The 22142-nt window shown below is 61.1% G+C and carries 21 protein-coding genes; 4 read left to right on the forward strand and 17 right to left on the reverse strand.

Translation table 11 applies throughout. The features are described from left to right. The first annotated feature begins 2 nt into the window (after window positions 1-2). Window positions 3-833 (forward strand): phosphonate ABC transporter, permease protein PhnE, encoded by an 831-nt coding sequence (gene phnE / locus ACRTG1_RS02250; RefSeq protein WP_206545045.1) that lies wholly within the window; start codon window positions 3-5, stop codon window positions 831-833. 127 nt (window positions 834-960) lie between these two features. On the opposite strand, the gene ACRTG1_RS02255 is transcribed toward phnE, so the two are convergent. Next, window positions 961-2247 (reverse strand): TRAP transporter large permease, encoded by a 1287-nt coding sequence (locus ACRTG1_RS02255; protein WP_366916801.1) that lies wholly within the window; start codon window positions 2245-2247, stop codon window positions 961-963. Here ACRTG1_RS02255 and ACRTG1_RS02260 point away from each other — a divergent pair. Continuing rightward, window positions 2207-2296 (forward strand): hypothetical protein, encoded by a 90-nt coding sequence (locus tag ACRTG1_RS02260; protein ID WP_367184979.1) that lies wholly within the window; start codon window positions 2207-2209, stop codon window positions 2294-2296. The two genes, ACRTG1_RS02255 and ACRTG1_RS02260, sit on opposite strands and share 41 nt — an antisense overlap. On the opposite strand, the gene ACRTG1_RS02265 is transcribed toward ACRTG1_RS02260, so the two are convergent. Together ACRTG1_RS02265 and ACRTG1_RS02270 are read right to left on the reverse strand one after the other, a co-directional pair. Then, window positions 2256-2729 (reverse strand): TRAP transporter small permease, encoded by a 474-nt coding sequence (locus tag ACRTG1_RS02265; RefSeq protein ID WP_162742415.1) that lies wholly within the window; start codon window positions 2727-2729, stop codon window positions 2256-2258. The genes ACRTG1_RS02260 and ACRTG1_RS02265 overlap by 41 nt on opposite strands. A 296-nt stretch (window positions 2730-3025) precedes the next feature. Continuing rightward, entirely contained in the window at window positions 3026-4084 is a 1059-nt protein-coding gene (locus ACRTG1_RS02270) for a TRAP transporter substrate-binding protein (protein WP_206552948.1), read from the reverse strand. 304 nt (window positions 4085-4388) lie between these two features. Here ACRTG1_RS02270 and ACRTG1_RS02275 point away from each other — a divergent pair, with 304 nt between their 5' ends. Both ACRTG1_RS02275 and hisD read left to right on the forward strand, forming a co-directional pair. Next, the gene (locus ACRTG1_RS02275) at window positions 4389-4934 is read left to right on the forward strand and encodes a cupin domain-containing protein (protein WP_113156673.1); all 546 of its coding nucleotides are present in this window, start codon (window positions 4389-4391) and stop codon (window positions 4932-4934) included. Window positions 4935-5109: 175 nt separating this feature from the next. Next, complete coding sequence (hisD, locus tag ACRTG1_RS02280; RefSeq protein WP_432515691.1) at window positions 5110-6426, forward strand: histidinol dehydrogenase; 1317 nt, start codon at window positions 5110-5112, stop codon at window positions 6424-6426. Window positions 6427-7131: 705 nt separating this feature from the next. Here the strand turns inward: hisD and ACRTG1_RS02285 are convergent. The 14 genes from ACRTG1_RS02285 to ACRTG1_RS02350 all read right to left on the reverse strand — a co-directional run bounded on the left by ACRTG1_RS02285 (window position 7132) and on the right by ACRTG1_RS02350 (window position 22141). Continuing rightward, window positions 7132-8712, reverse strand: coding sequence for an ABC transporter ATP-binding protein (locus tag ACRTG1_RS02285; protein ID WP_432515692.1), 1581 nt, complete (start codon window positions 8710-8712; stop codon window positions 7132-7134). 86 nt (window positions 8713-8798) lie between these two features. Continuing rightward, a complete protein-coding gene (locus tag ACRTG1_RS02290; RefSeq protein WP_113156671.1) occupies window positions 8799-10367 on the reverse strand; it encodes an ABC transporter substrate-binding protein in 1569 nt (522 codons plus the stop codon). Between the two features lie 26 nt (window positions 10368-10393). Then, window positions 10394-11227: an ABC transporter permease gene (locus ACRTG1_RS02295; RefSeq protein ID WP_113156670.1), complete on the reverse strand. Its 834-nt coding sequence runs from the start codon at window positions 11225-11227 to the stop codon at window positions 10394-10396. Further along, a complete protein-coding gene (locus tag ACRTG1_RS02300; RefSeq protein ID WP_113156669.1) occupies window positions 11227-12150 on the reverse strand; it encodes an ABC transporter permease in 924 nt (307 codons plus the stop codon). Before ACRTG1_RS02300 ends, ACRTG1_RS02295 begins: the two co-directional genes overlap by 1 nt. Before the next feature lie 70 nt (window positions 12151-12220). Further along, the gene (locus ACRTG1_RS02305; RefSeq protein WP_246747110.1) at window positions 12221-12988 is read right to left on the reverse strand and encodes a helix-turn-helix transcriptional regulator; all 768 of its coding nucleotides are present in this window, start codon (window positions 12986-12988) and stop codon (window positions 12221-12223) included. A gap of 108 nt (window positions 12989-13096) precedes the next feature. Continuing rightward, window positions 13097-13942, reverse strand: coding sequence for a carbon-nitrogen hydrolase family protein (locus ACRTG1_RS02310; protein WP_432515693.1), 846 nt, complete (start codon window positions 13940-13942; stop codon window positions 13097-13099). A 14-nt stretch (window positions 13943-13956) separates the two neighbouring features. Beyond that, window positions 13957-14856 carry a proline iminopeptidase-family hydrolase gene (locus tag ACRTG1_RS02315; RefSeq protein WP_432515694.1) on the reverse strand — a complete coding sequence of 300 codons (900 nt, stop codon included), beginning with the start codon at window positions 14854-14856 and terminating at the stop codon, window positions 13957-13959. A gap of 106 nt (window positions 14857-14962) precedes the next feature. Then, complete coding sequence (locus ACRTG1_RS02320) at window positions 14963-15598, reverse strand: GntR family transcriptional regulator (protein ID WP_432515695.1); 636 nt, start codon at window positions 15596-15598, stop codon at window positions 14963-14965. 33 nt (window positions 15599-15631) lie between these two features. Further along, window positions 15632-16711, reverse strand: a complete 1080-nt coding sequence (locus ACRTG1_RS02325) for an ABC transporter ATP-binding protein (protein ID WP_206545060.1) — start codon at window positions 16709-16711, stop codon at window positions 15632-15634. After that, on the reverse strand, window positions 16704-18446 hold the full coding sequence (locus tag ACRTG1_RS02330; protein WP_113156663.1) for an ABC transporter permease: 1743 nt from the start codon (window positions 18444-18446) through the stop codon (window positions 16704-16706). The genes ACRTG1_RS02325 and ACRTG1_RS02330 overlap by 8 nt, the downstream gene beginning before the upstream one ends. A gap of 64 nt (window positions 18447-18510) precedes the next feature. Continuing rightward, on the reverse strand, window positions 18511-19605 hold the full coding sequence (locus ACRTG1_RS02335) for an ABC transporter substrate-binding protein (RefSeq protein ID WP_113156662.1): 1095 nt from the start codon (window positions 19603-19605) through the stop codon (window positions 18511-18513). A 25-nt stretch (window positions 19606-19630) separates the two neighbouring features. Next, window positions 19631-20428 (reverse strand): alpha/beta hydrolase, encoded by a 798-nt coding sequence (locus ACRTG1_RS02340; RefSeq protein WP_432515696.1) that lies wholly within the window; start codon window positions 20426-20428, stop codon window positions 19631-19633. Further along, the gene (locus ACRTG1_RS02345) at window positions 20425-20547 is read right to left on the reverse strand and encodes a hypothetical protein (protein WP_256370549.1); all 123 of its coding nucleotides are present in this window, start codon (window positions 20545-20547) and stop codon (window positions 20425-20427) included. The genes ACRTG1_RS02340 and ACRTG1_RS02345 overlap by 4 nt, the downstream gene beginning before the upstream one ends. Window positions 20548-21076: 529 nt before the next feature. Next, a complete protein-coding gene (locus ACRTG1_RS02350; RefSeq protein ID WP_113156660.1) occupies window positions 21077-22141 on the reverse strand; it encodes an ABC transporter ATP-binding protein in 1065 nt (354 codons plus the stop codon). Window position 22142: the final 1 nt, after the last annotated feature.

Here is a 22142-nt window from a genome sequence, read left to right on the forward strand (position 1 = left end):
CCATGACCGCTGCCCCGCACGCCGACATTGCCCGCCTCAGGCGCACCCATCCGCAACTCTTCTCCCGCCCCCTGTCCGAAAAGCTGCGCGACTGGGCCCTGTGGCTGGGCTTCTTCGCCCTGCTCGGTTTCGGTCTCTGGTGGATCGATGCCTCGCCCATGCGCCTGGTTGCGGGCCTCAACAAGCTCGGCCTTCTGGTCACACTGATGATTCCCCCATGGCCCGGTGATGGTTTCTGGGAATACTGTCAGGCCATGCTCGAAACGCTGGCGATGGCCTTTCTCGGCACGCTCATTGCCGCCATCGTCGCGCTGCCGCTCGGCTTTCTCGGTGCAAAGAACATCGTGCCTAACTGGCTGTTCCACTTCAGCCTGCGCCGCTTCTTTGACGCCTTTCGTGGCATTGACGGTCTGGTCTGGGCGCTGATCTTCGTTTCCGCCGTCGGCCTCGGGCCGTTTGCCGGCGTCCTCGCCATTGCAGTGGGCGATGTGATGATCTTCAGCAAGCTCTTTGCCGAAGCCATCGAGAACACGGATCGAAAGCCCGTCGAAGGCGTTCGCGCATCGGGCGGCGGCGATGTTCACGTCATGCGTCTGGGTGTCTTCCCGCAGGTCTTCCCGGTCATGATGAGCCATGTGCTCTATTTCTTCGAGTCGAACGTCCGCTCGGCCACCATTCTGGGCATTGTCGGCGCAGGCGGCATCGGTCTGCAACTCTCCGACCGCATCCGCATCAACAACTGGCAGGAAGCCGCCTTCATCATCCTGATGATCCTGGTCACTGTGTCGGTGATCGACGCCGTATCGCGCCGGATCCGCGCGAAACTGACCTGAGACACCGCGCAAGAAAAAGGGGCGGCTCATCACGCGCCGCCCCGAACAGGAGTTCTGCTTCTTGTTCTTTTTGTGAGGGGCGGGAATGGCAGTCGCAACCGCCATTCCATCAATCACGCCCCTCCACTCACCAGCCAAGCAGTCTGGCGAGTTCTCGCGGGAGTTCGGTCGTCAGCGCCGGCACATAGGTCAGCACCAGAAGCACAACCAGCTCCATAAGGATGAAGGGCCGGACCTGACGTATCAGGTCTTCCAGCTTCACCCGGCCCACGGCCGCACCGATGAACAGACCCGAGCCAACCGGCGGCGTGTTCAGCCCCAGCAGAAGATTGACGCAGAAGACCACGGCGAAATGCACCGGGTCCACGCCGTAACCATCGGCGATCTGCGCAAAGATGGGTCCGAAAATGATGATCGCCGGGAACAGGTCGAGCACCGTGCCGATGGCCAAAAGCATCACGTTGAGCAGCAGCAGGAACACATATTTGTTCTCGGTCACCGACGTGAAGAACTCTGCCAGATAGCGCGGAACGCCCTGTGTGGTGAGCACGTAGGACAGGATACTGCTCGTCGCCAGCAGGAGCAGCATGATGGAACTGACCTTGGCCGAGCTGAAGAAGATTGACGGCAACTCGGCCAGCTTCAGCGTGCGGGTCACGAAGAAGCACACAACGAGCGCATAGACCGAAGCGACAGCAGCAGATTCCGTGGCCGTGAAATTGCCGCTCAGCACGCCAAGCACGATGATGCCCGGCATGACCAGAACGATCAGGCTGCGCAGGGTGATCTGCACGATCTCGGCGAAGCTGTAGCGCGTGGTGCGCTTCTCGTAGCCGCGCTTGTGGCTGATCCAGTAGTTCATCACCATCAATGCAAAAGCAACGAGAATGCCCGGAACGATGCCGGCCAGGAAAAGCTGGCCGATCGATACATCGCCCCCCACCGCCATGGCGTAGATCACGAAGGTGAGGCTGGGCGGAATGATCGGCCCGATCACCGACGACGCGATGGTGATGGCCGTCGCATAGGCGCGGTCATAACCCTTTTCCGCCATGGCCGGGATGAGCACGGAACCGAGCGCTGTCGTATCGGCGGAGGCCGACCCCGTGATGCCGGCAAAAAAGACGCTGCCGGCAATGTTGGTGTGCCCCATGCCGCCGCGAAGACGGCCGACCAGCATGTCCGCGAACTCGGTCAGGGAGCGCGTCATGCCGCCGCGCAGCATGATTTCACCCGCCAGAACGAAAAGCGGAACAGACACCAGCACGTAGGATTCCATGCCGATATACATGAAGTGCGACAGCAGAACGAGGCTCTGGTCACTGGCAACCAACGCGGCAAGGCTTGCCGCGCCAATGGCGAAAGCCACCGGCATTCCGAGCAGCAGGAATACGAGGAAGCTGGCGAGAAGAATGATGAGGATCACGACGAACGCCTCCAGATCGCGATGTCTTCGGCGATGAGACGCAGGCAGACGAAGATATAGGCGGCGCAGCTGACCGGAATGGCCAGTTGCGGAACGGCGCGCGAAATGCGCAGCGAGCCCGTTTTCAGGTTCCAGACAGACTCGACCTTGTCGATTGCGCCCCAGATGACCGCCGCACAGAAGATGATGATGATGACATGCATCAGGGCGCTGATCGCAGCACCCGGACGCGGCCCCAGCATGTCGACGAAAAACTGAATGCCGACATGACCGCGCTCATTAAGCACATAGGCCGCTGCCAGCATTAGACCCCAGAGCATCAGAATGACGCTGAGTTCTTCAGGCCAGGGCAAAGCGCCAACCGTGGCCCGCATGACCACCTGGAGCGCAATGACCACCATGATGGTGGCTATGCAGCCCGCGATGAAAAGCTGTATCGCGCTGTCGAATAGTGTCAGCAGACGTTTCATGGAGATGCTGCCTCTCGTTGGATTCATTCCTGTCGGGGGCCTGTCGGGGGCCTGTCAGGAGCCTGTCGGGGAGCCTTTCGGCAGCCTCTCCGGGGCCATGTGACTGCACCCGTGGCGGTTTGAGCGCACGCCAGCGCCGGCAATCTCTTAGCCGAACTGTCCGGTTAGGCAATCGCGATGTCGGCGGGCGCAGGTTTCCCACAGCATGCGTGGCCGCCCGTTGCTGAGAAGCCGCCTCGACACGAAAAGGCTCGCGGCGCGCCTCGGCAGCGCCGCAAGCCATATTGCAAAGCTGGTTAGTTGCCGCCCAGCCGCTTCTCGATGGCGTCGACTTCGGCAAACACCTTGTCGACGATCTCTGCGCCGATGGTTTCCTTCATCCACGGAACGACGGCCGCCTGGGCCGCATCACGCAGACGGGCGCGCTCTTCTTCGCTGATCGGGCGCACGTCGACGCCGTTCTCTGCCAGGACCTCGAGCGCATCGACCCGGTTGCGGTAGCTGGCGATGCCGAACTCGGCAGCTGCGCCGATTTCCGCGCCGCGCTTCAGAACCTTGCGCTGCTCGTCGCTAAGCGACTGCCAGAAGTTCTCGTTGACCAGGTAGAAGTTGACCACGCCGATGCTGTTGTCGAGCGTAACGTTCTTGGCGACCTCGTAATATTTCTGGTCGACCATGATGCCGAGCGTGTGGCCAAGGCCGTCGATCACACCGGTGCTGATGGAGGTGTAGATCTCACCCCAGGAAACCGGCGTTGCAGCCGCACCGAGCGCTTCCCATGCCTTGATGGTGAGCTGGCTGCTCGGCAGGGTGCGCAGCTTCAGACCATCGAGGTCTTCCAGCTTGTCGATCGGGCGCGTCTTGTTGATGAAGTTGTAGAAGCCATAAGGCGATGCGGCGAGAACGCGCACGCCCATGTCTTCGGCCATCATCTCGTTCAGCTCGCCGAAGGTCTCGCTCTCGAAGAACGCCTTCATCACGAACTCGTCGGGGAAGAGGTAAGGTGTGAACCACGCCAGCATCGGCTCATATGCGCCGGTCAGCGTCTCGTCACCCTGCACCATCTTGTTGATGCCGAGCTTCGCGCCTTCGAGCAGTTTCTCCGTGTCGCCAAGCTGGCCGGAGTGAAACAGCTCGACAGCGATATCACCGCCGGAAGCAGCCTCGACATACTGTGCGAAAGCCTGCCAGCCCTGCGAGTTTGCGCCGGCGGGCGATTCAATGGTGCCGATCTGAAGCGACACGGACTGTGCAGCGGCTGCAACGGTGAACGCCGTGGACAGAAGGAACGCCTGTGCGCCCTTCGCCAGCATGCGCGCCGGGACGGAGCTGCGGATTTTTGTTGCGAAAGTCATGATCGATAATGCTCCCAGTTTTCGATTTTCCAAACGCGCTCGCGCCAGCGCTCCGAGAGCGCTGAAACACGACTGTCCTGTGATGCTGCTGATCTGCTAAAGCCGAATTCGTGTAGACTGCCGCGAAACGAGACCGCCCCTCCACAGGCCCACTGGACATCAAGCAACAACTAGCAGTTCGCCGGGGTCAGCGACAGGCGATCGGCAGGGGCGTCTAGAATACTCAACACGGGTCTGAGCGGGTAGCAGACCGGTACGCATCGGGCGCATCTTTCGCTGCCGAAACAATGTATGGAGACAGAACGTGGCCAAGATCGGACACAAGATCAGCGACCTCAGGCGGCGGCGTCAGTTGACCGTGCGTGAATTGTCGGCGCGCTCAGGCGTCTCCCACTCGACGATCTCGCTCATCGAGCGCGAGAAGGTCAGCCCTTCCCTGAACACGCTGCAGGCGATCCTCGATGCGCTGGGCAGCACGCTGGTCGGCTTCCTCAGCGATGTCCACCTCGGCAGCCACAGCCCCTTCTACAAAGCCCAGGATCTGGTCGAAATCGGCAATGTGCGCGGCATTTCGTACAGGCTCATCGGCATCAACCACCCGAACCGGGCGCTCCAGTTCCTCAAGGAGACCTATAAGGTCGGCGCAGATACGGGCGGTGACCTTTCCCACGAGGGACAGGAAGCCGGCTATGTGATCTCGGGACAGATCGAGGTTACGGCCGGCGACAAGAAGCGCGTGCTCGGCCCCGGCGACGCCTATTATTTCGACAGCCGCGAGAAGCACCGTTTTCGCAATGTCGGCGATGAACCGGCTGAGATCGTCAGCGCCATCACCCCTCCGACCTATTGATGTTCTGCGACAGTTGGACTGAAAACCGAACTGTTTCAGCAGCAGCGAACCTCTGGAAAACCGGCGTTTCGCGCTCATCTTGGTGCAAATATCGACCATGTGATTGAGATAATTGACACTGCGTTTGGGCGAGATTTAAGGAGGCTTGGGTTTATCCATCCGAATGAGGTTCTTCATGACCATCGACGCCGAGCGCGCGACGCCAGTTCCGGGCGCCGCCTATTTTCGCAAGCCCCAGGAAAGCATTCTGGCTGACAACGATGCCATTGAAGGCACCGTTAAACAGATTCTCGCCGACGTACGCCGCGATGGCGATGCAGCGGTAAGAGCCTACAGCGCCAAATTCGACAATGTCGAACTGGACGCCATCGAGGTATCGCAGGAGCAGATCCGCACCGCCCTCGACAATCTCGACCCGGCCATGCGCGAAGACACGCTGTTCGCCATCGAGCAGGTGCGCAATTTTGCCGAGAAACAGCTCGCAACCATGCTGCCGCTCGAAGTCGAGACGCTGCCGGGTCTGACGCTCGGCCACCGCGTCATCCCGATCGAGCGCATCGGCGCTTACGTGCCGGGTGGCCGCTATCCGCTCATGTCCGCACCGATCATGACCATCGTTCCGGCCAAGGTCGCCGGCTGCGACGAGGTGATCGCCTGCCTGCCGCCGAGCGCCCATGAAGCCATGATCGCCGGCTGCCACCTTTCGGGCGCAGACCGCATCTTCCTCATCGGCGGTGCCCAGGCCATCGCCGCTATGGCTTACGGCACCGAAAGCGTTCCGCGCGTCGACAAGATCGTCGGCCCGGGCAACGCCTATGTGAACGAAGCCAAGCGCCAGGTCTTCGGACCGGTCGGCATCGACCAGCTCGCCGGCCCGAGCGAAGTGTTCGTCATCGCCGACGATACCGCAGCTGCCGACATGGTGGCGATCGACCTTCTGGCGCAGGCCGAGCACGATGTGCGCGCCCGCGTCGGCCTCATCACCACCAGCCCTGCGCTGGCCGAGGCCGTGGAAGCCGAGGTTGCCCGCCTTCTCGCAGAACTCGAGACCAGCGCGGTTGCAGCCGAATCCTGGCAGCGTTTCGGCGAGATCGTCCTGTGCGACGATGTCGACGCCATGATCGCCTATTCCGATCTGGTCGCTCCCGAGCATCTTGAGGTCATCACTGCCGATTCCGACGCTGTCGCAGCAAAGCTGCGCAATTACGGCTCGCTGTTCATCGGCGCGAACGCCTCGGTTGTCTACTCGGACAAATGCTGCGGCACCAACCACACGCTGCCGACGGCCGGCGCCGGTCGTTACTCCGGTGGTCTATGGGTCGGCGCGTTCGTCAAGGTGTGCACGCATCAGCGCCTGACCACCGAAGCCGTAGCAGAAGTCGCGCCGCATGCGGTTCGCCAGAGCCTCTATGAAGGCATGGAAGCCCACGCCCGCGCCGCCGACTATCGCCTCGTGGCCGCTGGCCTCGGATCGAAGATCACGAGGAACTGACGCAAAGCGTCACCCCGCACAGGAACCCCCGGCGGCGAAATCTCGCGTCGCCGGGGGGGCTTTTTCGGGTATCTCGTGGTTGGATTTACCTGTCACCAGTTTGGTGTATTCACACACGATGTGCGGGCCAAGGCAGGGTCGCAACAAAGGCCTGCAATCCGGCTTTCTGGACATCTGCTTTCAACGGACACAGTTTCCCAACTTCGTTCAGGAACCTTCACTTAGTGCATTGGTTCCGCACTAATACACAAGGGCACGCTCCAATGAGCTTCAGGAAGAGCGCCTAGATTAAGCAATTTTCTACGCCGATCTCATCCTGCAACTTTGACAGTCGTATAGACTGGCAGCGAAGAGCAGGCTGCCTCAAGAAAGCCACCGCACTAAAGCCATCTGCTCCAGTCCCGAATTGCCTTCTTGAGCGTTTCTGTCGGGCGACTCGTATAGGCACGGTTGGGATAACGGAGATAGAGCGGCAGGCCCGGCATCGCATTGCCGGAGTGGACCATCGAGCATGTGATTGAGTTTCAGGCGATGACCCGCTCACGAAGTGAAACGCCCAATTCCAATACGCGCGACATTCTTGGCCGCCCTGCACGGCCCCTGACGGACCTACCTGCGCGAACTGCTCAGCGCAGTTGCAAGGGCATGTGCCATCGCCGAGACGCAAACACTGCGAGCTTGGGCTAAACCAAGGCCTTCTCGAACCTAGCCGTCCCCTCCCGGGATCGCCTGCAACAGCGACTGCGTGTAGGGGTGCCGGGAATGGATGAACAGCTCACGCGGTTCCGCTTCCTCGATGATGCGGCCCCGCTGCATGACGCAGATCCGGTCGCAGAGTGAACTGGCAATACGCAGATCATGGGTGATGAACAGCATCGCGAAGCCAAACCGCTCCTGCATCTCGCCCAGAAGCTCCAGAACCTGAGCCTGCATGGTGACATCAAGCGCAGAAAGCGCTTCATCGGCGATCAGCAGATCCGGACGCAGTGCAAGCGCACGCGCAATGCAGATGCGCTGACGCTGCCCGCCGGAAAACTCGTGGGGAAACCGCTCCAGCGCCGATGGCTGCAGCCCCACCGCCAGGATCAGCTCACGCACGCGCTCCTCGGCTTCCTGCCGAGACAGGCCGTAGGCCATCGGCCCTTCGGTCAAGGCAGAGCCGATTTTTTGCCGGGGGTCGAGAGCGGAATACGGGTCCTGAAACACCATCTGGATATGCCGGCGCAGGGCGCGCAGGGGTGCACCATCCTTGCTTATCAAGTCTTCGCCATTGAGCCTGATGCTGCCGCCATCAACCGTGCCGAGACGGATGATGGAGCGCGCAAGCGTCGATTTGCCGGAGCCGGACTCTCCCACCAGCCCGATTGTCTCGCCGGGGCGGATGGAAAGCGACACATCGTCGAGCGCAGGGATCTCACGCTCGGGCCACCGCTTCTGCAGGTGCTCCGCCACGAGGAAGGGAGGATTGCCGTGCGGCGTAACCTCACGGGGATCAAGCTTCGGAACCGCAGCGAGCAGAGCACGGGTATAGGGATGCTCCGGCGCTTTCATGATGCGCTCCTTCGCGCCTTCTTCGACAAGGCGGCCTGATTGCATCACGGCAACGCGGTCAGCAATTTCCTCAACCACACCGAAATCGTGGGTGATGAACACAACCGCTGTGCCATGCCGCGCGCGCAGCCCCCTGATCAGGTCCAGTATCTGCGCCTGCGTGGTCACGTCGAGCGCGGTGGTCGGTTCATCGGCGATCAGCACCGCAGGCTCCAGCGCCAGCGCCATAGCGATCATCACGCGCTGGCACTGCCCGCCGGAAAGCTGGTGCGGATAGCGCTGATAGATCACATCCGGTTCCGGCAGCAGCACTTCGGAGAAGAGTTCGAGCACGCGCTTGCGAACCTCCGCCTTCGGCATGTCGGTGTGCAAACGGAAGACTTCGGCCACTTGCTCACCCACCCGGTAAAACGGATTAAGCGAGGCAATGGGCTCCTGAAACACCATGGCGATGCGGCGGCCCGCGAGATCCCGCCGCGCCTTCGGCGACATTGCAAGAAGGTCCTGCCCTTCAAACAGTATCTCTCCGCCTTCCACCGAAAGCCCGCGTGAGAGGAGCCCCATAATGGCCAGCGACATCACCGATTTTCCCGAGCCGGACTCCCCCACGATGCAGAGGATTTCGCCCGCCGCAACGGAGAAGGAAACATCGGAAACGGCATGCGTGCGATCTGCGACGCCGGGCAGCTGGATCGACAGATTCTGGACGGAAAGCAGGGCGGAGGATCTGGCCATGATGGTTCCTCAAATACCGGTCGAATGCACGGATGTGCGGTGGCCCGGGCTCTCCGTCATGGAGCGAGCCCGGGCGAATGGTCGTGTCAAAGCGTCAGATAACCGCCATGCAGCCGCATTTCGAACTCGGGCACCGGCACGAAGGAGATGCCATCGCGAACAGCCCAGTTGGCAAGCGACTTCCACATATATTGCCCCGGCGTCACGCGCTGCCACTCGTCGGACAGTTCAAGGAACAGCGCCTTGCGTTCATCTGGATCGGTCGACTTGGCATAGGCGGCGCCGATCTCGACGAAGCGTTCCGTCGGATCCCATGTCTTCCACGAAGCCGACGAGATGACCCCGGTCGGGCTCCAGTCGAGCCACAGCGGCTGATAGGGATCGCCGGGAATGAAGCTGGTTCCACCGGAAACCGCGAGCATGTGGAACGGCCGCTCATAGGCCAGCTGGAAATTGTCCAGGAACTGCGCCTCGACATTGATCCCGGCCTCCCGCCACATCTCCACCATGATCTCGGCTGCGGCGTCGTAGTTCGTCCAGAATCCTCGGGTGATATGCCAGATGAGCTTTTCGCCCTTGTAACCGGACTTCGCGACCAGCGCCCGCGCCGCCTCCAGATCGTATGGCAGGCGGGGCTTTGCGGCCGCATCGTAGAACTTGCCATATTCAGGAAAGTTGAAGGGGACCGACGGGAAGAAGGTGTTACCGCCGAACAGAGCCTGCACGATGGCGTCCATGTCGATTGCCTGGATCATCGCATAGCGCAGATCCTGATTCTGAAGCGGGTTCCCTTCCGGATCGTTCCGCGTGTTGAACAGCACCGCAGTGTAGTTGTTCACCTGCTTGCGGATCAGGTTAGCGCCTTCCATCGTCTCGATCTGGTTTTCCTGATCGATCGGAATCGATGCGATGATGTCGAACTCGCCCGTCGCCAGCCCAGCCAGCCGCCCTGCATATTCCGGCACGAGAAGAAAGTTCAGCCGCTCCACCGGCGGTGCGCCATCCCAGTGATCCGCAAACGCTTCCAGCCTGGCTGCTTCATTGCCGCGATAACGCGTCACTTGGTAGGGACCGGTCCCAACCGGCGCCTGCCCGAAACCATCGACACCCTTTTCCAGATAATAGGCTTTGGGAACCACATAGCCGATGAAGCCCGAGAGCTTGCCGGGAATGTTGATGTCCTCATCCGCAGTTTCGATCTCGACCGTCAGCGGCCCGGTCGCCTCGACCCGCACAAAGCCGGCGGTGTAGGTGCGACCGCGCGGTTCATAGGGTTCCTCGCCCCAGAGCCGTTCGGCGGAGAGGGTGAAGGCGACGTCCTCGGCGGTCATCGTCTCGCCATTGTGGAATTTCACGCCGTCGCGCAGCGTGATTGTCCAGACCTTCCCGTTTCGCTCCCAGCCGGTTGCAAGGCGCGGGATCAGCGTCTGGCCCGAAGGATCGTTGAGATAATCGATCTCAACGAGCCGGTCATAGATGTTGGGAAAGATGCGGATCGAAGCATTCGATATGCCGTTGATCGGCGCAATGTTCTGCCAGAGCGCCTCCACCGCGACGTTCAGTTCCTTTGTGTTCGCCGCCAGAACGAGGCCTGGCATCATACCAGCCGCCAGACCTGTGCTCATCATCAGCTTGCCGAATTCACGTCTGTTCATGTCGGTTCTCCCATTGGTTTTTATTGTCAGCGCAGGCGCTGCAACGCCGGATCGAGCCGGTCGCGCAGCCAGTCTCCGAGCACGCACATCGCCAGAGAAATGAGGAAAATCGTCAGGCCCGGCAGCACCGATATCCACCAGGAGGTCGACAGGTAGTCCCGCCCGTCTCCCATGATCTGGCCAAGGCTCGTCATGGGTGGCTGGATGCCGAGACCAAGAAAGCTGAGGGCGCTCTCAAGCAGGATGATCTGCGGAAAGTTCAGCGTGAGCTGGACGATCAGAATGCCGGCCACATTGGGCAGCACGTGCCGAAGGTAGAGGGCAACTGGCGGCACGCCGAGTGTGCGGACAGCTTCCGCCCAGGGCTGGCTCTTGGCCGACAGAACCACGCCGCGTGAAAGGCGGGCATAAGAATCCCAGCCAAACATCGCCATGAGCAGGATCAGCAGTCCGAAGGAATTGCCGAAGAATGCGAGCAGCGTAAGGGCGATCAGTATGAATGGCAGGGATGCCTGAATGTCCACGACCATCATGATCGTCTCTTCCACCCAGCCCCTGAAATGCGCTGCAACAAAGCCGAGCGTGCAGCCAAACACGGCTCCCAGAACCGACCCGAGAAGCGCAATCAGAAGAGATATGCGCAGCCCTTCGGCCATGCGCGCGAGCAGATCGCGTCCAAGCCGGTCGGTGCCCAGCGGAAAATCGAAACTGCCTCCGAAAAACACTGGCGGGCGCATGCGTGCGAGCAGGTTCTGCTGGCTTGCGGTGTGGTCTGACAGCCAGCCGCCGAACAGCGCGAAGAGGAGTGCACAGGCGAGCGTCGCGATAGAGAGCCAGGCAATCGTTGGGATATGGCGCATCATTTGCTCACCCGAATTCGCGGATCGATCAATGAATAGGTGAGGTCGGCAAGCAGATTTGCGAGGACCATGAAGGTGGCCATCATCAGGACCAGCCCCTGCACCACCGCCAGATCACGCGAAGCAACGGTCTGCACCAGAAGGCGTCCGATGCCAGGCCAGCCGAACACCGCCTCCACGACGACCGTACCACCCACCAGAGCACCCAGATTCAGGCCAAGAATGGTGACAATCGGGATCGCGGCATTGGGCAGCGCATGGCGCAGCACGCCATAGAGGAAGGGAGCGCCCTTTGCCCGGATCGTGCGCATATACGGCCGCTCCAGCACTTCCAGCATGGCCGAACGGGTGAACCGCGCAAGCGTTCCCGCCACATAGAAACCCAATGTCAGACCAGGCATGATGAGATGAAGCGCACTGCCCGCCCCCGCGCTTGGCAGCCAGCGCAGATGGAACGAGAAAAGCAGGATCAGGAGGATGCCGAGAAAGTAGTTTGGCAGCGCAAAGCCCACCACCGCAAAGGTCATGACGCCCCGGTCAAGCAGGCTGTCACGCTTCAGCGCGGCAAGAATGCCTGCGGGAATACCAATTGCCAGAGCCCAGAGATAGGCCACCGCACCGAGCTGAAGCGTGTTCGGAAGACGTTCCGCAATGATCGCCGTAACGGCGCGTCCGTCCTGATAGGAATGCCCGAAATCCCCGGAAAAGAGGTTCAGCATATAGGCGAGGTACTGTTCGAAAAGCGAACGGTCGAGGTTCCATTTCTGGCGAAACTGCTCGATCTCGGCCGGCAGCGCGTCCGGGCTGAGCAGGGCGACCACCGGATCTCCGGAGGTGCGCAAAACGACGAATGTGAACGTGACCACCGCCCATAGCGTGATCAGCGTCCGAAAAAGCCGCTTTAGCCAAAAGCGTCGTCCCAAGGTTTCCCTCCTCTTCCTTCTCCGGAAGAAAACCTAGAAAGGGAGCGGGATGCGGCCTAGCTGGAAGAACTTACAGGTTGGGTCGGCAGGAGGGCGCGGGATCAAGCAGGCCGTAATGGGCCGCGCGCGCCAGTGTCTGGGCGCGGTTGCGGGCGCCCAGCTTTTTCATTGCCGACTGCATGTGCATGATCACGGTCGAGAGCGAACGATCCAGCGCATGGGCGACCTGCTTGTCGGGTCTGCCTTCCGCGCAAAGGCGCAGGCATTCCATTTCGCGCGGGGTCAGGCGCACGGCAGTGGTCATCATGGCTTCATTGCTGATCGAAGCCATGATCTCATCCTGCAACTCATGCGCCATCAGGACGAACGCAGCGGCCAGCTCATTGTCGAGACGCCGCTCCGGCGGGCGCTCGTTCCAGATCCCGGTCACCGTCGCAAGACCACGCGTACCGCCTCGCACAGCCACGGTTATGCCGCGCGCCAGTTTGCGATCGCGCAGGAAGTTCGCAACCTCCGCAGGGATGTTCTTCCGGTCGCTCAGTTCCGAAGATTCATCGCAATGGTACGACCAGTAGACCGGGCGCGACCGACCCAGCGCAATCTTCTGCACCGGGTCTAGCTGATATAGCCCGTCATCACACCAAAGGCTCACCATCTCGCCTGGAACATTTCGGGAGGCAAGGAGGGTGGGCGTGATCAATTCGCCCTCCGGCGTGAACGGCACCGGAGAAAAGTCGTAGATCAGCGCCTGCATTCCGAACTTCGCCACCGACCGGGCAGCCCGGTCGAGCTTTCCGTCCAATTCAGCATTGGATAGCGTTTTCGGCTTTGTGCTCATCACCTGCATCTATTCGGTTCTGCCGGACATCCCCTGGCCCGCCTCCGTATACGCTAGGCGCTGACTTTTCTGGTGGCAAGCCCGACGACTGGACTTGCCACGTGCATTTCACGCCTGCGCCGCGACAATGCGGGGCGTTCCGATCTCACGACGCTGAAGGCGCGTCGGCAACCGATGGCGCGTCGTTTCAATCACTGCGCTGTCGATGTCAGCCATGATGACACACGGATCGTCGCCCGCCGCAGCGATGACTTCGCCGAATGGCGAGATGATCCGCGATTGCCCGTAAACCCTCACGCCTTCCCGCTCACCACACTGCGCTGCGGCAATCACATAGGAGCCGGTCTCGATCGCGCGAGCCTTCAGGAGTGGCTCCCAGTGCAGCGGACCCGTTGCCGTGGAGAAGGAGGCCGGGATCATCATCACATTCGCGCCCGCACCGGCCAGCGCATCGAACAGATAGGAAAAGCGGATGTCGTAGCAAATCGACAGGCCGAGCCGAAGATCGCCCATGTCGAAAACCACGGCTCCACCCTCTCCCGGAGCAACCGCTGCGGATTCCTGAAAATCGGCTGCGCCACCCAGCTTCACATCGAATGTGTGCAGCTTGTCATAGGTCGCCGCAACATCGCCCGATGGCGCGATGAGGTAGGTGCGGTTCCAGACGCGCTGCCCGCTCTCATGGCGCACCAGAAGCGAGCCGGCATGGATCCAAAGTCCAAGCTCGGCTGCCAGACTGCGGCAGAGCGCCAGCGTCGTGTCCTCATTCTCCGGCAGGCAGACCGTCGGATAACGCAGATTGTCGCGCAGAAGAATATTGGCCGCCTCCGGCAGGCTGACAAAGGCTGCACCCTCGCAGGCAGCCTGTCGAACCATCTCTTCAATCTGCGCATTGTTGGCCTTCACATCACCAGTCGTGTTCAACTGGATCGCGGCAACGCGAAGCTTGGTCATCGGACCTCTCCCTTTCAATCCAGCCGCGCCAGAAAATCAGCGACCACCGCCATGTAAGCGCCTTGCTGTTCCACATGCGGCATGTGGCTCGACTCCTCGAACACCTCCCAGACAGCTCCCGGAATACGGTCGGCGAACTCGCGCACGGTTCGCGGCGTCGCCTCGTCATAAGCTCCCGAGATAACCAGTGTCGGCGCCTGCACCCGATGCAGGCGTTCCACGACCGTCCAGTCCTTCAGCGTGCCGACCACATGAAACTCCGTCGGGCCGTTCATCGTGTGGTAGACGGTCGGGTCACGGTCGATCCAGTCGAAGGTGCGCTTCACGAAATCCGGCATGGGCTGCAAACGGCAGACATGACGCTCGTAGAAAACCTGCGATGCCGCCTGATAGTCGGGATGATCATAGCTGCCGTCCGCCTCATGGCGGGCCAGCGCATCCTGCGTCTCCTGCGGCAGCTTCGTGCGCAGCTCCAGACAGCCTTCCACCCATGCTTTCATGGAGCTGGGGGAATTGGCGATGATGAGACCGTTCAACCCCTCCGGCTGGCGCACGGCATGTTCTGACCCGAGCATGCCGCCCCAGGACTGGCCCAGAAGATTGTAGCGCTGGCGAATGCCCAGATGGTCGAGCAGATTGTCGAGCTCTTCAAGAAACAGGTCGACTGTCCAGAAATCGGGACGGGCCTCTTCCAGATGCGTCGAACGCCCATTGCCGAGCTGATCGTAGAAGACGACAGCACGCCCCGTGGCCGCGATATCCGAAATGCTCTCAAGGTAATCATGCGTGCAGCCCGGTCCGCCATGAACAACCACGAGCGGCGTCTTTCCCGATTTCAGGTCTCCGATGACCCGATACCAGGTCTTGTACTCTCGGAAGGACGCAAAATCTTCAACCACATCGTCTGCAGGCATGTGAAAACTCCTTTGGGATTTTAGCTGAGCCTTCACCGCGAGCCGCAGCGACGCAATCTGTAATAAATAGCAGGAGAGAGAGAAAAACGGGCGCGGAGCTGCGCCGTCAGCGCTGGTCCGAAGAGCCCTCACGCCAGCGCGACAGATGGCGGGTGATGACCTCTGCCATGCGCTCACGGTCATGCGTTTTCAGCGCCTCAACCATCTCCAGATGGTCGAGACTGCTGGACCTCGCCTTTGTCGGCATTGCCCACTGGTTCCACTCACCAGGCAGATTGCGCTCGCGCAGTTCATGGATGAGATCGATCAGGGTGCGATTGCCACAGCAATCGTAGAAGGCGTGGTGAAAGGCGTGGTTCAGCTTCTGTGCTTCGGGGTAGGGAACAGCCTCGAGCGCATCGTCGAAGGCGAGCGCGGCGGCTTCTATCTTCGCCACGTCAGCTTCGCTCGCCTGCTCGATCACCAGCAGCGCTGCCGGCACCTCCAGCATCAGGCGCGTATCCGTCAGTTCATCGCGCTGCTTGCGGTCGGTTTCCACCACGCGATAACCGCGATTGGGCACATGGCTGACCATGTGGCCGGACGCAAGCTGGGCAAGCGCCTGACGCACGTCAAACCGCCCTACCCCATAGCGTTCTTCAAGATCGACGAGCCGCAGCCATTCGCCCGGCCGATAGAAACCAGCCGCAATATCGGCGCGCAGGCGCTCGCTCAGCCCGTTTCTGATCTCCCTTTTGCTCATCGCTGCCTTCCCCAAACCTTCCGAGGGTTCCCACTACTCTGCTGAAAAAACAAGGGCATCGCCCTCGGCAATGTGTATTTTCCCCGCCCTTTCAGGCTGCGGTACATCCACAAGCATCCGAATTTCCTGCCCCGCCAGGGTCAGCTTCTGCTCGTAGTGATTGCCCAGATAGCTGGCGGTGGTGAAGCCGGCATCCAGTGTGTTCGCGCCGCTCTTCTCGGCAATGCGCATGCGCTCGCCACGCACTGCCAGCTTGGCTTTCGTCCCGGTGGCCATCGGTACGGCGCTATGGCCGTCCAGCTGCTGGCCATCCGCCAGACGAAGGCGCGTAACGATCGTATCGCCCCTGCGCGCACTTTGCTCAACGATGCCTTCGATAAGATTGGCGCTGCCGATGAACGTGGCCGCAAAGGGATGCTGCGGCCGCTCATAGATTTCCTGCGGCGTTCCGAGCTGGACGATCTTGCCCGCACGCATGACGGCAATGCGGTCGCTCATCGCCAGCGCTTCTTCCTGATCATGGGTCACATAGATTGCGGTCAGACCGAGCTCGCGCTGAATTTCCTTGAGCCAAACCCGCGCACTCTGGCGCAGCTGTGCATCGAGGTTGGAGAGCGGTTCGTCGAGCAGCAGGAGCGGCGGGCGGAAAACCACCGCACGCGCCAGCGCAACACGCTGCTGCTGGCCTCCCGACAATTCACCCGGATAGCGCTTGCCGAAGCCCGAAAGCCCGACCAGTTCCAGCGCCTCGTCGACGCGTCGCGCACGCTCTGCCCGGCTCACTTTGCGCAGCTCCAGAGGCATGGAGACATTGCGCTCCACCGTGAGGTGCGGCCACAGCGCATAGGACTGGAACACCACCCCGAAGCCGCGCTTTTCAGGCGGCGCAAACTGACCGGTCGCCTCATCGAAAAGCACATGGTCGCCAAAGCGGATGACACCGGATGTCGGCCGGTCAAGACCGGCAATCGCTGCAAGCGTGGTCGATTTTCCGCAGCCGCTCGGCCCGAGAAGCGTGAGGAACTCACCCTGCTCCACCGTCAGCGAAATATCGTTTACGGCGTGAACGTCGCCATAGCTCTTTGTGAGATTTTCCAGAACGAGCTTATTCATAGAGCTTAACTCCAAACACGAGACGGGCGGCGATCAGAAGGATCGCGATCATGGCGATCTGCAGGGTTGCGAAGGCGGCGGTCACGCCGGCTGCTCCGTTCTCCCAGAGGCCGAGCATGGTCACACCCATGATTTCCAGCCCCGGCGCCATGAGGAAAATGGCGACGACATAAGATTTCAGGTGCACGACGAAGAGCAGAATGAAACAGCCAAGCAGGGCCGGTTTCATCAGCGGAAGCAGAATGCGCCGCATGCTGGTTATCCAGTCTGCGCCCACCGTGCGCGCCGCCTTGTCGAGATCTGCGCCGATCTGCACCACCGAAGGCTGCACTGCGCCGAGACCCAGCGGAATGGTCGCCATCACATAGGCAACAACGAGGATCCAGATGCTGTCACGCAACCATCCGAAGGGCGCAAAGACGATCGCGGCATAGAAGACGCCCAGACCCGTGATCAGGCCCGGCACCATGCGCGGCGAATAGGCCAGTGCTTCCAGCGTGCGTCGGAACGGAAAGCTCGACCGCTGGATGACGAGGGCAATCAGCGCAGTGAGAAGCGTGCCGAGACCGGCCGCTGCCACCGAGATGATCAGCGTATTCCAGAGTGCGCGCATGTAGGCGTCTGTCTGGAAGACGTCCTTGAAGTTCTGCAGCGTCAGCACCTGCCAGACCGGAATGAGCGGCGTAAGGTAGCTGGTGAAGGCGCGCAGGACCAGCCCCAGGATCGGCACGAGAACAACGAACACAATATAAATAGCGGCGAGCGTGAAAAGCGGCCATTTAAGCGCGCCAAGCTGCAGCGGCGCGGGCCGTGTGCCCTTCCCCTTCACCGTCTCATAACGATGCCCGTTGGACAGAAGCAATCGCTGTAGCATCAGCGTTGCGCCGACCAGAACCACCAGAACCAGAGCCGAGGCGGCCACCATGCCATGCTGCGGATTGGAAGCCCCGATCCCCTCCAGATAGAGATAGGATGACAGCGTGTCGATGCGCGCCGGCCTGCCGAGAAACAGCGGGATCGAGAGCATTTCCACGGCGATCACGATGTTGAGCGCGCTTGAGGTAACGATGGCCGGCAACATCAGCGGCAGCGTCACACGCCGCATCACGGTCAGCGGTCCTGCACCACAGGTCCGGGCAGCACTCTCCAGCGTCGGGTCAATGGAGCGCGCCACGCCATACAGGCAATAAAGATAAGCCAGCGGAGCCTGCGAGACACCGGCAACGATGGCCATCCCCGGAATGGAATAAAGGTTCCACGGCGCGTCACCGAACATCCGCGCGAAAGCCTGCGTCAGAAAACCGGAGGGGCCATAGACGATGAGCCAGCCGACCACCATGATCAGATGCGAGAGATAGAGCGGCCACATCATCATGTCGCCCATCACGCGGCGACCGGGCATGTCCGTGCGTCCGAAGAGAAGGGCCGCTGCCACGCCGAGCACCTGCGCGATGACGGTCGTCAGGCCCGCGAAGGCCAGTGTCGTCAGCGCGATCTCGCCAATGGCCTCATTGCCGAGAAGCCGGCCGATATTCGCGAAGGTAAAATGCCAGTCACGCTCATAGAGAGGGCCGGCGACGAACACCTGCAGCAGGATCGGCAGCGCCGGCGCGAGCACCAGAACCGCCGTAATGATGAAGATCAGCCATTGCACCATGCGCGAACGGCTGAGAGGCAGGAATGCCGGGCCGACGCGCGGGGACGCGAGCGCGGTATCGGCGGATTGCGTGGTCATGAGCTGGCTACTCCTTCATCATGTGGCGGCCGGCTTCTTCGCGGCCGGCCGCCACATTGATTGATTACATACCGAAGGCTTTGGCCCAGCGGGCGATGAACGCATCGTGCTCCGTCAGCATGTCGGGATCGTAATTGATCAGGATCATCTTATCCTCACCGCCGATCTCCTCGATCACCTCATCGAGCGAATAGGAGGTCTCGCCCTGCGGTTTCACGCCGGGGCGATAGGCCGTCAGCTTGCCTTCCGCCACCGCATACTGGCCCTCTTCGGAGAGGATGAAGTCCAGCATCAGCCGCGCTGCCGCCGGGTGCGGGGCCTTTTCCGTCACGCCAACCCCACGCAGAAAGACCGGCGTACCGTCTGAAGGAAATTTCCAGTCGATGATCTGTCCGACGCCCTGTTTCAGCCGCGGGAAGAGAACCGGGCCGGAAGCGAAGTAGGACGCGGTGTTTTCACCGCTCACGGTCTTCTCGATCATGCCGCCGGTGCCGCCACCGGGCCGCGTCGACGGGCCGATTGCGTCAAACCATCCCCATGCCTTGTCGCCATGGTGCCGCACAAACGCAAAATTGATGGACTCACCAAATGCGAACTGGCCGTCATATGTGCCGATCTTGCCCTTGAAGACGTCTGGGTGCGCCGTGATGTTGGCGAAGAACTCTTCCATCGAAGCGGTGCGCAGTTCTTCCGGAACCAGAACCTTGTTGTACATCAGGATCATCGGATCTGCGGAGAAGGTGTAGACACCCGGCATCGGCAGGCTCCACTCCGGCAGGAACTGGGCTTCCGGTGACTTGTAATCGACGACAAGTCCGTCATTGGCGGCCTGAATCCAGTCGCCAATCGTGCCGGCGGCCAGAATGTCGGCCGTCGCCACACCCGTGCCCGTCTCGGCGCGATAGCGCGTGAACACTTCACCCGGACCGAGATCGAGCGTTTCCACCTTGATGTCCGGATAGTGCTGATTGAAAGCCTCGATCAGCGGCTCCCAGTTCTCCGGCCCCATGTTGGAATAGATCAGCAGCGAGCCTTCCGCATTCGCCTGCGCGACAAGGTCGGCATAGTCCGCCGGATAGTGATCGGGCAGCGCCTGCGCAGACGATACGCCTGCGGGAAGCGTGAAGAACGCAGCGGTTAGAAGCAATGTACGCAACATGTATTTTCCCCTTTTGTGTATGTCGTTAAAGCCAATTTTCGATGGCACTGGATGCAGCTTCGGCCAGCGGGCCAAGTTCGTGCCCAATGCCATCCAGACATTCGAACCCCGGCTTCAGCCCCGATTTCTCAAGACTTTCTTTCAGGGCCGCGAGACGCTGATGACGGTCCGCGCCGGCGACATCGGCGAAAGGCGAGTGATCGGGATGATCCGGCCCCCGGGCCACCAGCCCCTGATTGCTGTCATTCGCGCCGATGATCAGATGCACCGGCAGTTGTTTCAGCCCCTGCACATCAACGGGTCGTCCGATGGCCTGCTCGATGCCGGCCACGCCCGGCCACCAGGGCAGTTCCGCATCCAGCAGCGTCACCGCACCGGGCGCTGCGATCACCGCGCCGGATAATTTGCCTGCCGCCACCAGCGCATAGCGCAGGGCAAACTGCGCACCGCCGGAAAAACCGAACAGATAAGTAGACTGAGAGCCGAGGGAGAAGCGCGCCCTGAAGGCAGCAACCATGCCCTCCACAAGCATCGCATAATCAATGCCCGGCTCACGGAGAAACTTGTAACCGTCCGAATAGCCGGGGCGCGTCACGTCGGCAGGAAAGAGAGGCGCAAGCACATTGATATCCTGCCGGGTAGCCAGATCGTCGAACGCGTCGCGCGTTTGCAGATGGTCGCGCGCACTTCCGTGAACCGCAATCAGAAGCGGCCGATCCGCCTTGCCCGAGGGAGCCAGCGTCCAGGCAGAAGCAAAGCGCGGGTCTGCCTCGTGCAGGGCCTCCCCTTTTTCCAGCGCGACGGTCTCTGCCCCTGCGCTCATGCCTGCTTCTCCATCCGGCTTTCGGAAACATTCACGGCACCCACGAACATCTGCATGTCGAGAACGTCGTGTTGCCCTGCAGCGGAAGCGGCAATGGTCGGGTTTAACAAGGCTGGCATTATCTGCTCATAAATTTGCGCAACTTTATGCGCAATTAATGCGGCATTTGCCCTGCCCCGTCAACACGGCTTTTGAAACACCTCGATAAATCTGCGTGAAACCGACTTGAAACCCAGGCCTTCTGGCTCTCCAGATCGCGCAGCAGCGCCCCGGTTTCTGACACTGGAGGCGTAAGAAACCCGGTGATGAGCAAGTCAGGCTGGTTGGGGAAACGGCGTGACTCAGCCTACGGACAGCAGTGAAGCGATCCGTTGAGCCGGTCGTCGCAATGTTAGTTTATCGAGGAGGCTAACACATTGATTTTCATCAATGGAGCTGCAGCAGTCGTTCGGCAGACATGGCACGACACCAAGCCGTGAGAAGACAAGAAAGTGATGATCGAGCGTCTTGTCGGCGGCCTTTGTCAAAGGCCTTCATCGCCCGGATGCATCTGTCCCTCCATGGACGCAAATGCTGGTGAGCGAACGAGTTCACGCAGGCCCGCCGCCACACCCGGCGAGCCTTCCGGTCAGCCTCCCCCGATCCGGATCACAACAGGCGTCCACCGGTCGCCGGGTCGAAGACCAGCGCGCGTTCAGCGGGGATGCCAAGCGCGATCTGGCGTCCGGGTTCCAGCCCGGCTTTCGCCGGAAGAACGGCGACCATCTCCTGCCCCGCGAGCGAGAGCGTCACTTCGGCAGTCTCGCCGGTCGGCTCCACAAGCAGCACCTCGGCCACCGGTCCCGTTTCAGAGATCTCGATCGTCTGCGGACGAATGCCGTACGTCACCTCGGTGCCTTCAGCCACGTCCAGCGGCCGCCCGAGCGGCATGGTGACGCCGCCGTCCAGAACGACGTGACGCGCGCCTTTCGCGCCTGCCTTCGCCTTGAACATGCTGATTTCGGGCGAGCCGATGAAACTGGCCACAAAGGCTGAGTTCGGATTGTTGTAAAGCTCGGAGGGCGGCCCGATCTGGGCAACATGACCGTCATGCAGAACGACAATGCGGTCTGCCATCGTCATCGCCTCGGTCTGATCATGCGTGACATAGATCGTCGTCTTTGCGAGCCGCTGATGCAGCTTCTTGATCTCCGACCGCATGCGCACACGCAGCTTGGCGTCGAGGTTTGAAAGGGGCTCATCGAACAGAAAGGCTTCCGGATCGCGGACGATGGCCCGCCCCATGGCGACCCGCTGCCTTTGGCCACCCGAAAGCTCTTTGGGCAGACGGTCGAGATAAGGCTCAAGCCCGAGTATCTCGGCGGCCTGTCGAACCTTCGCGTCGATCTCGGATTTCTTGACGCCTGCGAGACGGAGCGCAAAGCTCATGTTCTCGGCAACCTTCATGTGCGGGTAGAGCGCATAGGACTGAAAGACCATCGCCAGCCCGCGCTCCTTCGCCGGAACCCGGTTCGCAACCTTGCCGTCGATGATGATGCGGCCCTGCGAAATGTCCTCAAGCCCCGCCACCATACGCAGGAGCGTGGACTTGCCACAGCCCGAAGGTCCGACGAGGACGACGAACTCGCCGTCCTCGATATCGAGATTGATGTCCTGCAAGACCCTGGTTCCGCCATAGGTCTTGCCAACATTCTCCAGCTGGATCCGTCCCAAA

Origin of the sequence: Nitratireductor sp. PBL-C9 (genome assembly GCF_050877045.1) — a bacterium.
GTDB classification, from domain to species: Bacteria; Pseudomonadota; Alphaproteobacteria; order Rhizobiales; family Rhizobiaceae; genus Nitratireductor; species Nitratireductor aquimarinus.